Source organism: Marinobacter iranensis (assembly GCF_029207565.1).
GTDB classification, from domain to species: Bacteria; Pseudomonadota; Gammaproteobacteria; order Pseudomonadales; family Oleiphilaceae; genus Marinobacter; species Marinobacter iranensis.
Genome location: NZ_JANCMW010000007.1, coordinates 203,829 through 217,588, shown reverse-complemented (window position 1 = coordinate 217,588; position 13,760 = coordinate 203,829). Strand labels below are relative to the sequence as shown.

The 13,760-nt window shown below is 55.1% G+C and carries 11 protein-coding genes, 1 tRNA gene and 1 pseudogene; 6 read left to right on the top strand and 7 right to left on the bottom strand.

Annotation, left to right across the window (positions count from 1 at the left end):
* The first annotated feature begins 420 nt into the window (after positions 1–420).
* The 4 genes from NLU14_RS12985 to NLU14_RS12970 all read left to right on the top strand — a co-directional run bounded on the left by NLU14_RS12985 (position 421) and on the right by NLU14_RS12970 (position 4,217).
* Positions 421–807 carry a hypothetical protein gene (locus tag NLU14_RS12985; RefSeq protein WP_275707180.1) on the top strand — a complete coding sequence of 129 codons (387 nt, stop codon included), beginning with the start codon at positions 421–423 and terminating at the stop codon, positions 805–807.
* A gap of 241 nt (positions 808–1,048) precedes the next feature.
* Positions 1,049–1,753 carry an ATP-dependent zinc protease family protein gene (locus tag NLU14_RS12980; RefSeq protein WP_275707178.1) on the top strand — a complete coding sequence of 235 codons (705 nt, stop codon included), beginning with the start codon at positions 1,049–1,051 and terminating at the stop codon, positions 1,751–1,753.
* On the top strand, positions 1,750–3,267 hold the full coding sequence (locus tag NLU14_RS12975; RefSeq protein WP_275707176.1) for an inactive transglutaminase family protein: 1,518 nt from the start codon (positions 1,750–1,752) through the stop codon (positions 3,265–3,267). Before NLU14_RS12980 ends, NLU14_RS12975 begins: the two co-directional genes overlap by 4 nt.
* Complete coding sequence (locus tag NLU14_RS12970; RefSeq protein ID WP_275707174.1) at positions 3,267–4,217, top strand: alpha-L-glutamate ligase-like protein; 951 nt, start codon at positions 3,267–3,269, stop codon at positions 4,215–4,217. Before NLU14_RS12975 ends, NLU14_RS12970 begins: the two co-directional genes overlap by 1 nt.
* Before the next feature lie 60 nt (positions 4,218–4,277).
* On the opposite strand, the gene NLU14_RS12965 is transcribed toward NLU14_RS12970, so the two are convergent.
* Complete coding sequence (locus NLU14_RS12965) at positions 4,278–5,867, bottom strand: BCCT family transporter (RefSeq protein ID WP_275707172.1); 1,590 nt, start codon at positions 5,865–5,867, stop codon at positions 4,278–4,280.
* Positions 5,868–6,112: 245 nt separating this feature from the next.
* On the opposite strand from NLU14_RS12965, the pseudogene NLU14_RS12960 reads away from it, so the two are divergent.
* Together NLU14_RS12960 and NLU14_RS12955 are read left to right on the top strand one after the other, a co-directional pair.
* Positions 6,113–6,713: pseudogene (locus NLU14_RS12960) on the top strand (glutamate synthase-related protein); the annotation flags it as partial.
* Positions 6,714–6,815: 102 nt separating this feature from the next.
* Positions 6,816–6,892, top strand: a tRNA-Pro gene (locus tag NLU14_RS12955).
* A gap of 90 nt (positions 6,893–6,982) precedes the next feature.
* Here the strand turns inward: NLU14_RS12955 and NLU14_RS12950 are convergent.
* The 6 genes from NLU14_RS12950 to pheT all read right to left on the bottom strand — a co-directional run bounded on the left by NLU14_RS12950 (position 6,983) and on the right by pheT (position 13,721).
* The gene (locus tag NLU14_RS12950) at positions 6,983–8,131 is read right to left on the bottom strand and encodes a sulfotransferase family protein (RefSeq protein ID WP_275707170.1); all 1,149 of its coding nucleotides are present in this window, start codon (positions 8,129–8,131) and stop codon (positions 6,983–6,985) included.
* Positions 8,128–8,598 carry a hypothetical protein gene (locus NLU14_RS12945; RefSeq protein ID WP_275707168.1) on the bottom strand — a complete coding sequence of 157 codons (471 nt, stop codon included), beginning with the start codon at positions 8,596–8,598 and terminating at the stop codon, positions 8,128–8,130. Before NLU14_RS12945 ends, NLU14_RS12950 begins: the two co-directional genes overlap by 4 nt.
* A gap of 440 nt (positions 8,599–9,038) precedes the next feature.
* Positions 9,039–10,382, bottom strand: a complete 1,344-nt coding sequence (locus NLU14_RS12940) for an arylsulfotransferase family protein (protein WP_275707166.1) — start codon at positions 10,380–10,382, stop codon at positions 9,039–9,041.
* Positions 10,383–10,696: 314 nt separating this feature from the next.
* Entirely contained in the window at positions 10,697–11,062 is a 366-nt protein-coding gene (locus NLU14_RS12935; protein ID WP_036204624.1) for a MerR family transcriptional regulator, read from the bottom strand.
* Complete coding sequence (gene ihfA / locus NLU14_RS12930; RefSeq protein ID WP_007151838.1) at positions 11,043–11,345, bottom strand: integration host factor subunit alpha; 303 nt, start codon at positions 11,343–11,345, stop codon at positions 11,043–11,045. The genes NLU14_RS12935 and ihfA overlap by 20 nt, the downstream gene beginning before the upstream one ends.
* 3 nt (positions 11,346–11,348) lie before the next feature.
* The gene (gene pheT / locus NLU14_RS12925) at positions 11,349–13,721 is read right to left on the bottom strand and encodes a phenylalanine--tRNA ligase subunit beta (protein ID WP_275707164.1); all 2,373 of its coding nucleotides are present in this window, start codon (positions 13,719–13,721) and stop codon (positions 11,349–11,351) included.
* Positions 13,722–13,760 lie beyond the last annotated feature (39 nt).

The window sequence follows — 13,760 nt, the reverse complement described above, 5'->3', positions numbered from 1 at the left end:
CGGGCATGTTCAAGTTCCCGGAGTTGGGTCCTGACACGATTCGCCTTCTCCCCTACAAATGCGAGAAGACACAGGGTCAAAGCCAGTAAAATGAACAGTGTGATGGCTTCCGGCTTATTCCCCAATACATCGATGATTGCCTCGGACACCCCGATCTCCTTGAATAATTGACTCGAACGTTACGACAGAACAACAGTTTACCGTATTAACGGAACCTTTTTGGCCAGACTTCCGTCAAAGGCCAGTCAATGCCTTGTGCAAGTGGACTGATTGGCAAATCTTCCGGTCCGAAGCATCCGGCTCTGGACTCGGAACGTAATATCATCTAAAAGGGTAAACATGGCCCTTATACCGAAAGAATGGCTGGTTTTACAGCCGGGTGCCAAGGTCCCTGAGCAGTATAAAGGACAGGAATTCAACATGCTCAAAGAGCTCTGGAGAAAACTGGGATCGGAACTTTCCCATTCCGGCTGTTCGAATGTGGCAGACGGCCAATACGGCAATGCCGGCGCAAAAGCCAATCACGGCGAATTCCGCATTCTGCCTCATATGACGCACACCGGGGAGTTTCACCTGGAACGACTGACAGGCATTCTGAAGGGGCGATATGGAAAAACCTTTCAGAACAACGGAGATGAATCTATCCGCGACCTGATTCACTTCGCTTCCCGCATTCAGGACCAGGATGTGCAAAGGGAGTTATTACTGTTCTACCTGAATTGCTCCCCTGTCGTACAGGAATACCTTCGCTCTGACGAAGTGCTTGCTGAAAACCATTTTCTTTCCCGGAATTCCGGGAAAGAATAATCCCCGCCGTTAATGATCTGTAAACCAACTCAACAGTTATGTTGTTGTATACTGCCGGCTCGTGATTACAAGGGGCTGTTTTAACTGCCCCATATTTTCGTTGCGACACTCCGCGATGAAAGAATTCAAGCCGCAGGTTCAGGGGTTTCGGGTCTTGTTTATACGTTCAGATTTTGGAAAGTTAGCGGCGGCCGGCCTATTGATCTCCATTCTCTCCGGCTGTGCCTCGGATCACTACTTTATGGTGCCAAAACAGGACCTTGATGCTCTGAACACCTCGGTTATCAATCAGGGAGAACACGTCATTCGTCTGGAGAACCGGACCGATGAGAGCTTCCAGGCGCTGACCCGGCTCAATGAAGAGTCCACTAAAAATATTCTGAACGCGATTACGGAACAGGTTGAGAAACCCTCCTGTCCTCCTGTCCCAAAACAGCCAGCCTGTGCGGCAGGCCAGCCTGACGGGGGCGGCAGAGCCGATAGACTCAAGGGTAAGGTTATCGTCGGCGAACTGGAAAAATTTTATCTGGCCGGTCCCGGATTGATTTACGACGCCCGGATCGACAGCGGAGCAGAAACGTCTTCCCTCGACGCCAGGAACATCACCAGGTTTGAGCGCGACGGCAATAACTGGGTACGATTTGATGTCCCGCAACCCGGGTCTGACAACATGGTGACTCTGGAACGGGAGGTCTCCCGCCGGGTCAGGATTATCCAGTCCAGCACGGAAGAGTCAGAGCGCCGAGTCGTGGTAGAGCTACAATTCATGATTGGCGATCACCGACAACAGGCAGAGTTTACGCTGACAAACAGGGAGCACCTGTCCCATACGGTGCTGGTTGGTCGCAACATTTTGAGGGATGTCATGCTGATTGATGTCGGCAAAGAGTTTGCCACTGAATTACCCGATTCACTTTCGGCTAAAGAAAATGGGGACGACTCTTGACCAACCGATCCCGCATTCCGTTCTTTTTCGCCATTCTCCTGCTCATTGCAGCCGGGATTTCTATAGCCATATGGCGGCACGTTGAACTAGGTATCCCCTGGTTTACCGGAGAACAGAAACCGGTCTGGATGGTGGAAGCCCGGGTCGACTTTGACGGTACCGGCCGGCCTGTTCTGGCCAGCCTGAACATTCCCGATCAACCACCCGGATTCCGCATCATTTCTGAACAGGCCGCCTCCCCCGGTTATGGCTTCTCCATCGTGGAAGAATCCGGCGACCGTCGGGCCGAATGGTCCAAACGCGATGTCAACGGCCCCCAGACACTTTATTTCAAGGTGCAACTCGTACCTGACGACACCGCCCTGGGCAGCATACCCAAACGACGCCCGAAGCCAGAGCCGGTATTCTGGGAGGAGCCCCAGGCGACAGCGGTGGAAGAATTGTTACAGCAGGCCGCTGAGCGTTCCAGCACTCCCGAAAGTATGACCCGGGAACTGATCAAGTTGCTCCAGCCGGACGGAGGCGCCCAGAACACAACTCTGCTTGTGTCTGAAGCAAACTATATCGACCTGCTTACCAGGATGCTCAACCATGCCGGCATACCTGCACGCACGGCAGACGGGCTAAGCCTGGAAGACGCGAGACGCCGGCAACAACTTCGTCCGTTCCTGCAGATCTACGACGGCTCAAGATGGCTGACGTTCAACCCCCGCACTGCTGAACAGGGTCTTCCGGAACACGTATTGTTGTGGCGGCAGGCTGCCGTCTCTTTACTGGACCTCGTCGGCGGTGACAATTCGGACGTCAGTTTCTCCATGCTCAGGCAGACCGTGCCTGCGCTGCAACTGGCCCAGGCCCAATCCAATGAGAACGGCCTCGGTTTCCTGAGCCTGTACCAACTTCCCATCGAGGAACAGAGCATGTTCAGGATGCTCCTGTTGCTGCCCCTTGGCGCTCTCGTGGTTGCGTTTATGCGCATCGTGGTGGGTATACGGACCTCCGGCACGTTCATGCCCATACTGATCGCCGTGGCATTTGTGCAGACCACCCTTATACCCGGGCTGATTGCCTTCATTTCCGTGGTGGCCATAGGCCTGCTCATGCGTGGTTATCTGTCCAGCCTGAACCTGTTGCTGGTCTCACGAATATCAGCGCTCATCATCCTTGTAATATTCATAACTGCCGGCCTAAGCATTGCGGGCTACCAAATGGGCTTCAACACCGGGATGACGGTAACCTTCTTCCCCATGGTCATCATTGCCTGGACGATAGAACGCATGTCCATCCTCTGGGAAGAGGAAGGTGCCCGTGAGGTCTTTATTCAGGGTGCCGGGAGCCTGTTTGTCGCCGTCTGCGCGTTCCTGATCATGAGCACACCGCTGGCAAGCCACCTGACCTTCAACTTCCCTGAACTCCATTTCGTAGTACTCGGGCTGATCTTTCTGATGGGACAGTACACCGGCTACAAGCTCTCTGAGCTCCGCCGTTTTTACCCGATGAAGGTGTACAACTGATGGGCTGGATTTCGCCCTTCAAACTGAATCAGCTGGGAATGCTGAACATGAACCGACGCAATGTGGATTACATTGCCCGGTACAATAGCCGTTCATCCTACCCCCTGGTCGACAACAAGCTGAAAACCAAGCTGGTGGTCGCCGAGTACAATGTCCGCACTCCCAGACTGCTACAAGTGGTGCGCCAGCAACACGAAATATCCCACTTCAGGGAAATGGCCGAAGATCTGGACGGCTTCGCCATAAAGCCGGCAAAAGGGTCTGGCGGCAAGGGTATTACCGTGATTACCGGCCGGGATGGTGACGAATACGTCAAAGCTTCCGGCTCCCGGGTGTCTGCGTCTTTCCTTGAACGGCACCTTTCCAATATCCTGGCCGGCCTCTATTCACTGGCCGGCACACCGGACGTGGCTATTGTCGAGAACCTGGTGGAATCCATTCCGGCACTCGCAAAATACTCGTTCCAGGGTGTACCCGATATCCGCATTGTCGTTTTTCAGGGCTACCCCGTGATGGCCATGCTCCGGCTGGCCACTACTGCCTCGGATGGCAAGGCCAACCTGCATCAGGGCGCCGTTGGTGTCGGACTCAACATAGCCAATGGCCAAAGCCTGAACTCGGTACAGTTCAACCGCCCCATTACCCTGCACCCCGATACCGGCCTTGCCCTTGAGAACCTCGTTATTGATAACTGGCAGGAAATGCTGGTAATGGCATCGCGATGCTACGAGGCAACCGGCTTGGGTTACATGGGAGTCGATCTGGTGGTGGATGCCAGGGAAGGACCTTTGTTGCTTGAACTGAACGCACGGCCGGGCCTCGCTATCCAGATGGCCAATGGTCGGGGCCTGCTACCACGCCTGAGGCAGATTGAGGCTCTCCGCAGGCCGCACTTCACTCCAGAAGAGAGGGCTGCCTTTGCCATGGCAACCTTCACTTCACAAACCTGAGCCGCAAATTCCAGACACAAAAAAACCGGGGCGAACCCCGGTTTTTCTTTCTCACTCTTTTCAGAGCTTGCCTTCCGCAATCAGCAGTTTGCGCTCATGGGTAAGGCCTTTCAGCAGCCCCCAAGTCATCACCAGCAACACCGCAGTGAACGGAAGCCCTGCCGTTATCGCAGCCGCCTGGATCGCGCCCAGCGCGTCTTCACCGCCACCAAAAATCAGTGCCGCAGCGATAGCGCCTTCCATAACCACCCAGAACACACGCTGAGCAGTAGGAGCATCGGTCTTGCCACCAGCGGTAATACTGTCGACAACCAGCGAGCCAGAATCCGAGGACGTTACGAAGAACACCAGAACCAGCACGATGCCGACAAAGGAACTAATGGCAACGAGCGGCAGATTGGCGAACATCTGGAACATGGCCAGGGAAACATCTGTCAGGCCGTCCTCGGCAAGCGCACCGACGCCTTCCTGGATTTGCTCCAGCGCAGAACCGCCAAATGCACTCATCCAGACCACGGTAATCACGGTCGGAACAATCAATACCGCAGTTACGAACTCACGAACCGTACGACCCTTGGATACACGGGCAATGAACATACCAACGAACGGCGACCAGGAAATCCACCATGCCCAGTAGAAGACAGTCCAGCCGTGGAACCAGGCCTCGTCTTCACGTCCGAACGGGTTGCTCAGTGACAAGGAATTACCAACGTAGCTGGAAGATGTCACCCAGATCGTCTCAAGAATGGTCATTGTCGGGCCGGCAAAGATGATGAAAAACAACAAGATTCCGGCCAGTGCCATATTGAAGTTACTCAGGATTTTCACGCCACCATCCAGGCCACGCAGAACCGAAATCAGGGCAACAGCCGTCACACCGGTAATAATCGCCATCTGCACATTGATACCGGACGAAATTCCGAACAGGTAATCCAGGCCGGAGGCTGCCTGCTGGGCGCCAAAACCGAGCGAGGTCGCGAGGCCAAATATCGTTGCGACCACTGCCAGGATATCAATGATATGGCCGGGCCAGCCCCACACCCTGTCGCGGAGCAGCGGAAAGAATGCGGAACGAATGGTCAGTGGCATGTTCTTGTTGTAGGCGAAAAATGCCAGTGACAGAGCCACGATCGCATAGATCGCCCAGGGGTGCAGGCCCCAGTGGTACATGGTGGCGCCCATGGCCAGCCTTGCGCCTTCGGCGGTATTGGCTTCGACGCCAAGCGGCGTTTCGTACCAACCCGTGTAGTAGGCCACTGGCTCGGCTACGGCCCAAAACATAAGGCCGATGCCCATACCGGCTGCGAAGAGCATGGCAAACCAGGACATCGTCGAAAACTCAGGTTTGGCATCCATGCCGCCGATACGGATCTTGCCGACAGGTAGAAAAATCAGGGCGAGAGACACGACAACAAAGATGTTGGCACTGAGTAGAAAGAACCAGTCAAATTGTGCAATTGTCCACCATTTCGCGCCGTCAAGAAGCTCCTTCGCCTCTCCCGGGAAAATCAGCGTCCCGATGACGAACGCAACCACGATGATTGCGGTAATCGGGAATACTGGCGCGTGCAGGTCCAGGCCAAAAGGACTGATATTGTCCTGACCTGTGACGTAATCCGTCTGATATTCGTCTTTTACAACGTCGCCCACGTTTTGAGCCTCCTGTTTGGGTAAATCTTTTTAATCTTCGGATGCAAACGTTACAAGCTCGTCATCTTATTGCTTTGAATTCAAAACATCAAAGAGCGATTGCTTACGCCCTGAAACCAAGCTTAGACCAATATTCAGATATTCGTGCAAAATACCCGTGATCCGCCTGGCCATACAGGAGCGTATTGCCGGCTTGAATGCTGTTAGTATTCGGAAGCAATTCGCAACCCCGTTCAGAGGAGCTTATGGATAAAACCAGGACCTTCCCCTTTCGCTACATGCTTTACGCGCTGAGCCTGGCTGGCTTTTTTTGCTCACTGCTGGTCAGCATCGCGTTGGGAGGCTGGCTCTATATCTTGCCACTGATACTCGGGGTTTTAGCTGCCACGGGCACCTGGGACCTTCTTCAACGCAAGCGCACCGTCAGCCGCAACTACCCCATCCTTGCCCACTTCCGGTACTTTCTTGAGTCTATTGGCCCCGAAATACGACAGTATTTCATCCAGTCTGATACTTATGAGCGCCCCTTCTCCAGGGAGCAGCGTACCATCGTCTATCAGCGGGCCAAGAACGTGCTGGACAAACGCCATATCAAGCCTGAACACCGGCGCCAAAATGGGCAACTTCTACCATGACACTGGCGAGGGCTCTATCTCCCGATATCACCGGGAACCCGGTGGTGACCTGGTGTGGGAGATCGGCTCCGGATACTTTGGATGCCGTAACGAGGACGGCAGCTTTAACGAGGAGATGTTTGTCCGCAACGCCACCCTGGACCAGGTGAAAATGATTGAGGTCAAACTATCCCAGGGTGCAAAACCTGGCCACGGTGGCATCCTTCCCGGCGAATTGCCGAAGGCTGTTTATTTTTGCCCGAGGCTGGTGTAGACTTCGCTCCCGCTAAGCCACTGAGATCTCTCTCAAGTTTCTCTCTGGCCGCTGGCAATTCGGGGCGTAGCGCAGCTTGGTAGCGCATCTGCATGGGGTGCAGAGGGTCGCAGGTTCAAATCCTGCCGTCCCGACCAGAATTCCCTACACAAAGCCCGGGCCGGAAGGTCCGGGCTTTGTTGTTTCTGGAAAACGGCCATGTAGCCGGAGGATGACCAACCTTGCCATCATGACACGTGCGGCTGACCAAAGCGCGCAACAACGGGCTGAGTGATCTCCCTGATAAGCGAAAGTTCCTGCTCATTGAACTGGGGGCGGTAATAAGTGGGGAACCGGAGCCCTGCTGCTGCATCCCTGATAACCTGCGACCTGACGGGCAGTTGGCAGTGCTCGTGGAAACGTATCAGCGTCTCCTCGGGCTGGTTACACAAATCCTCATAGTGCACCACCAGACAGGCATCACGTAGTGCCGGGTCGGTGTCAAGCACATCCGCCACATGGCGATAGATGTCGGCCCAGTACAAAGCCCAACCCTCAACCTCACGCCCGGCTTCCCATAACTCGGTGATCCTGGCTGTCATGGCGTCGTCACCAACATTAATAGCCCGGCGGTCCAGACCAAATTCAAAGTGGCCCACCCTACGCATATGCTCCAGCGCACGCGGCTGGCTGGCTTCACCGGTGGCGAACAGTCTTTGCTGTTTCATCAGCGATGCAATGTGCCACACCGGATCGCGTATCGCCACCACGAAACGGGCGTCGGGGTAAAGTTTGTGCAGATAGCCCATGCGCACGAGGTTGTAGTTGCCCTTGGCAACGTAACGCTGACGCCGCCGTATGGCCAGTAGCTTACGTATGTGCTCATCATAGAAGCGTTCGAATGCCGGGTGCGATGCCTGGTGGTCAAAAGCCCCACAACGGGACGGGTCGTGAATGTCAGAAAAAAATGCCATCCACAGCACCTCTTCAAAGGCTTCGGGGCTTTGAGAGGTAACGGCGATACCGTCCTTATGGGCGCGTTCCTGTGCCACTTCCGGGGAACGCGGCACCAGTGATAGCCAGCGATTCCACCAGTAAGGCGTCAGCAGTGGCGGAAAATCAACGTAGCGGTGCGTTGCCACCTGCGGATGCCCGGCCAGCCGCTCGAGCAGAACCGTTGTGCCCGAGCGTGCCAGCCCGGCGACATATACCGGCTGCTCGACCTTGATGTTGGCAATGACATCCTGAATGGCACGGGTTTCGAGATTACCGAGCCTGATCCAGGTGCGCGGGTGGCAGTGAATCCAGCCCCCAAGAATATGCATCCACGTAGGCACGGTGAAGCCGGGGTCAACCGTTGTGTTAGTACTGGAATCCTGTGCCGAAGAACTCGTCATTCTATGCGCGCCCATCGATAGATGAGTAAGGAAACCATCACCATTACAGGGAAGAACACCGCCATCCAGGAGCGGCCCCACTCTGGACCCACCGGCAGGTAGGCGACATTGCTCTGGCCGTAGGTGGTGTCGAGCCACACCAACAGACAGAGCAGCGGAAACATGGCCAGCAGCGAAGCAGGCACCACCAGGCCGATGTGCTTGAACGCAGCAATAAACTGGCCGCGAATCAGGGGACCAGCGTCGGCTAATTCCCCATCAAACTCATACAACCGGCGCCTTGCAGCCTGCGCCGCCCGTTTGGCGTGGCCGATCTTAGCTTGCGGCGAGAATAGTTTGTACAGTCCCATCGTCACCACCGCACCAATAGAGCCCCAGATGATCAGGCGAACGGTAGCGAGTATTCCGACCGCCATGAACTGGTCCAGCGAGGCGAACAAAGGAGCAGGCAATTCAAGGATTCCCATGTAGCCTCCTGATATTCCCTTTAAACACGCACCACCGGTACGGCATGGCGGAGATCAGATTGCCCACCACCCTCTGGGGGCAGGCACGCTGTACAATCAGGTCCTGGGAGGTAAGGATCTGTTTTCATCGACCGGCGCCATCCTGGCCTCGGTAGTCTCCTGAGCTGGCAAGGGGGCAACATCCTGGACCGACTCGGAAGAGGCCTGGGAAGCAACTGCCTGATTGGCAGCTTTTCGACGCCGCATTCGCCTTATGGGCCACATTATGAAGAAGAAGATCGCAACTCCGATGGCCACGACGAGCCCCCAGAGGGCCGCCAACAGGCTCAGGCCCGCCCCTGGCCCGACATAGGCCTGCGCAACAACGGGAAAAGTAAGAGCGGTGAATGTCACCGCGGAGAAAGGAAGACCGTAACGGCTGAATTGGCGCCTCATGGCAATTACCTCCTGGTTATATCGAGACTTTCGAGAAAGTCTGCGTCGATATCTCCCAGAGCGATGCGTTGTCCTGCCGAGACGACGGGAATGAACTGGTCCCCTTCCCCTCCGCGTACCGGATTGATGAACTCCCAAACGATGTCACCCGCCCGGTTGACCTCGAACAACCGCCCGCCGTCTGATTCGGTAATCAGGCGGTTGCCATTGGGTAGCGCTTCCGCTGAACTGCGCAAACCACTCTTGAACGGATGATCGCTGTCCCCTGTATAACGCCAGACAATAGCATTACTCTGAGGGTTGACCTCCAGCACACGGCTATCGTTCTTTTTTTTGAAATTACCATAGTTGTCGAAGAGCATAAAGTTGCCATTCTGTAGGGCGCGGCCATAGTGCTGGCCCAGCCAGGGACCATGCTGTGCCCAGGTCATCTCACCACTCTTGAGATCAATCAGGCCAATCGCACCGGGGTGGCGAAACGACACCATCACCTGTTCGGAATTACCACGAGCAGGCGCAAACGCACGGGCAGTCGGCCCATCGATAAACTGCACACTGTTTGCGTGCAAAGGGTCGGCGAGCGCAAAGCGGGGTATCGCATAAGCCAGCTCGCGATATGGTGAATTCAAAAAGGAATGCAACAGAGAGATTTTGCTCAGTTCCTCACCGGTCTCGCCGTCGAGTTCCACCACAAAATCATCCAGCCAGGGGATCTCCAGTGTGGAAAAGGTCTCAATGGGTTCGTCGATGTACGCATTGGTCAAGGTGATGACGCGCCCATCCGGGGTGATATCCAGATCATGGTGGGTATGGGCATGGTAGCCCCACAGCAATTGCGAGTTTCGATCTATTCTGACCATGCCGTAACCCCATGGCGAGTCATTGGCGGCATTGTAAATGGCAAACAGGTCTCCATTGGGCAGCATACGGACCTTGTCCCAGAACATCAGGTCGTCCGACCGGGGCTCGGCATCACGGGGTGATTTGTCCCAGACCTTGCTGTACGGCAGTGACCAACGGTGAACGATGTTACCGTCCATGTCGATCAGGTTGGCGTAGGCGCCATCGCCGGAGGTGTAGAGGGTCAGCCCTTCGTAGACGGCGTCAGGCTTGTTGATGGTGACGCCACGCTCATCGGTGCGGGCGTCACGCCAGAGGTCGGTCTGGGTGTAGGGGTCGTCAACCGACTTCTGCTCCTTCAATGCCAGGGCCGCCTTGTAGGCGTCATCAAAGTATTTGTAGGGAAATACCTCGGACAGAACAACAACCGCCCCGCCCACAAAGGCAAGAAAGGCGGTAGCCAGAAAAAACAAGACAAAACCTGCACGTTCCGTGTCTAGATATTTCACGAGTTCTTGTGCTGTTGATTCTCGCAAAGTTTCAATCAATCAACTTCGCATGAACCTCAACCCCTCGGTTAGATTATCCATTGAGTCGGGGCGGCTACTTTGTGCTGACAACAAGTAGCCTTCCAAATCGCTTAACAAAAATACTAACCTGCAGGACACCGATTTCAAGAACCAAACGCTTACGGAATATTCATTTCATATCAGGCTGGACTAGAAAGTTGGGGGGCAGGTCAGAGCCATTGCATGAAAATAGCCACTGACCACAAAAAAACCGAAGGCGAACCCTCGGCTTTTAGTGTCTGTATCCGATGCGTTTACTTTACCGGAGTATTGAGCACGTCCAGAACGTCCTCAAGCTCGGTGATCATCTGCCGTATCAGTTGCTTGTACTGGGAGGTATCGTCTTTTACCTCGTGGCTACTGAGCTTCTGTTTCGCTCCGCCAATGGTATACCCCTGATCATAAAGCAGGCTTCGGATCTGGCGAATGGTGATAACGTCGGCACGCTGGTAATAGCGGCGGTTACCACGACGCTTGACCGGGGACAATTGGGGAAACTCCTGCTCCCAATATCTGAGCACGTGCGCTTTCACCGCGCAGAGTTCAGCGACCTCACCGATGGTGAAATAACGTTTACCCGGTATCGTGGGTAGTTCGTTGTTATGACTGGGTTCCAGCATACGCTTCTACTTTCTGTTTTAGTTTTTGTCCCGGGCGAAACGTAACAACACGCCGTGCACTGATTGGAATTTCCTCACCAGTTTTCGGGTTCCGTCCCGGCCGCTGCTTCTTGTCGCGCAGGTCGAAGTTGCCGAATCCGGATAACTTCACCTGTTCGTTATGGCTGAGAGCGCCTCTGATCTCATCGAAAAAAGCTTCCACCATCTCCTTGGCTTCACGTTTGTTGAGACCCAATTCCTCGTACAAGCGCTCCGCCATTTCCGCTTTCGTCAAAGCCGCCATCTGTTAACTCCTCAGTGTTGCCCCCAACTCTTCCCGCAGTGCCTCGATAACACCGTTGAAGAGCGAATGCACCTCTTCTTCATTTAGTGTGCGCTCGGGGTGCTGCCAGAACAGGCTGAGGGCCAGGCTGCGATTACCTTCGCCCAGGCTTTCACCCTCATAGACATCAAACGCACGCAAAGCTGTGAGGTGCTCCCCGGCGTGCTTTTTCGCCACACGCTCGACGTCTGCAAACCCCACGTCGCTTCCGATAATGATAGCCAAATCCCGCCGAACTTCAGGAAATTTTGAAATATCTTTGAAATTAGGCACATATCCAGAAACGACCGAATTCAAGAATAGCTCAAACATCAGGATCGTGCCATTAAGTTCCAGTTTTTTCTGAACTTGTGGATGCAATGTGCCCAGCCAGCCTACATGTTCGCCGTCGCGAAGCAATTCAGCCGTCTGGCCCGGATGCAACGCTGGATGCTGACTCGGGAGAAACTGCACTTCAATGCCAAGAAGCTGGAACAGACCTTCCAACTCTCCTTTTACGTCAAAGAAATCGGCATTTCTGCGACCATTTACCCAATTTTCCGGCAATTGATTACCTGCGACCACGCCGGCAAGCATCGGTTGCTGATCAATTCGGTCGTCTTCCTTCACAAAGCGGAGGCCGGTCTCGAACAGGCGAATACGGGGCTGCTGCCGATTCTGGTTGTGGGCCACGGTTTTCAGCAACCCACTCCAGAGGCTTGTGCGCATCACCGACAGATCAGAGGAAATGGGGTTGGCCAGTGCAATCCCCTCCCGCTCCGGATCAATCAGACCCTGGACTTTCGGGTCGACAAAGCTGTAGGTGATCGCTTCCTGGTAACCACTGGCCACGAAATAGTTCTGGATGGCCGATACCGGTCGGACAGCCTCCTCCTGCGGGCGGAGTCCAAGGGATCCGATTGGTTCGGTCACTGGCAGGTTGTTGTAGCCGTATATCCGGCCGATTTCTTCAATCAGGTCTTCTTCAATACTGATATCCGGGCGGAAACTTGGTACGTGCACGCGCCAGCCATCCTTCAGCAACTTGTCGATGTGCAGTCCCAGCCGCGTCAGAATTTCTTCCACTGTGGTCCGGTCGATTTCAAGGCCCAGTACGTCTGCAACACGTTGCTCACGCAGGTCAACGGTGCGGTCTTCCGGCAGGTCCTGCTTGCTGACCACCTCAACAATGCTCCCCGGCTCACCGCCAACGATGGACATCAGCAACGCGGTTGCACGCTCCATGGCGTCACGGGCAAGCTCGTAATCCACGCCCCGCTCAAAGCGATGAGAGGCATCGGTATGAAGGCCATAGTGGCGCGCTTTTCCTGCCAGAGTAATCGGATCGAAATAGGCAGCTTCGAGGATCAGATCCCGGGTTCTTTCACTGACACCGGAATGCTCGCCCCCCATCACACCGGCAATGGCAATTGGCTTGGCATGATCCGCAATCACCAGGGTATCGCCCGTCAGCTCCACTTCCTGGCCGTCCAGCAGCACCAGCTTTTCACCCGGCTTCGCCATACGCACCACAATGCCACCCTCAAGTTCCTCGCGGTCAAAAGCATGCAGCGGCTGGCCCAGTTCAAGCATGACGTAGTTGGTAACGTCCACGGCAGCATCGATAGAGCGGATACCGGAACGACGCAGCTTTTCCTGCATCCACAGCGGGGACTCAACGCTCAAATCCACGTTGCGCAGAATCCGCCCCAGGTATCGTGGGCATCCTTCGGGAGCCTTTACAGCGATGTCGGGCACCTCTGAGTGCACCGCTTCCACAGGGAGGATCTCCGGGCCCTCAACCACAAGGCTGTTCAGTACCCCGACTTCCCGGGCAATGCCCTTGATAGACAGACAGTCACTGCGATTTGGTGTCAGGTCGACATCAATGGTGACATCGTTCAGATTGAGAAACTCACTCAGTTCCTGCCCCACCGGCGCGTCGTCCGGCAATTCCATCAGGCCATCGTGACTGTCAGACAGGCCCAGTTCAGCTTCCGAGCACAACATCCCCTCTGAGGGCTGGCCACGGAGTTTTGCCTTCTTGATTTTGAAGTCACCTGGCAACGTTGCACCCACAACAGCGAAGGGTACTTTCAGGCCATCCCGGACATTGGGCGCACCACAAACCACCTGTACGGTCTGGTCGCCATCACTGACCTGGCACACCCTCAGCTTGTCGGCGTCGGGATGGGGTGATACCGACACAACTTCACCCACGACAATGCCACTGAACTTGCCGGCTACCGGCTCGAATCCGTCAACTTCCAGACCCGCCATGGTGATCTGGTCCATCAATGCCTGGGTATCGTTTGCCGGATTGACCCATTCCCGTAGCCACTGCTCACTGAATTTCATGGTTTCTGCCTTGTCCTGGTGCGGTTTTGCCTGTTAGTT

Coding starts and splice junctions, on each gene's coding strand:
- NLU14_RS12985 (WP_275707180.1), top strand. CDS start 421: ATGCTCAAAGAGCTCTGGAGAAAACTGGGATCGGAACTTTCCCATTCC.
- NLU14_RS12980 (WP_275707178.1), top strand. CDS start 1,049: ATGGTGCCAAAACAGGACCTTGATGCTCTGAACACCTCGGTTATCAAT.
- NLU14_RS12970 (WP_275707174.1), top strand. CDS start 3,267: ATGGGCTGGATTTCGCCCTTCAAACTGAATCAGCTGGGAATGCTGAAC.
- NLU14_RS12950 (WP_275707170.1), bottom strand. CDS start 8,131: ATGACGAGTTCTTCGGCACAGGATTCCAGTACTAACACAACGGTTGAC.
- NLU14_RS12945 (WP_275707168.1), bottom strand. CDS start 8,598: ATGGGAATCCTTGAATTGCCTGCTCCTTTGTTCGCCTCGCTGGACCAG.
- NLU14_RS12935 (WP_036204624.1), bottom strand. CDS start 11,062: ATGCTGGAACCCAGTCATAACAACGAACTACCCACGATACCGGGTAAA.
- ihfA (WP_007151838.1), bottom strand. CDS start 11,345: ATGGCGGCTTTGACGAAAGCGGAAATGGCGGAGCGCTTGTACGAGGAA.
- pheT (WP_275707164.1), bottom strand. CDS start 13,721: ATGAAATTCAGTGAGCAGTGGCTACGGGAATGGGTCAATCCGGCAAAC.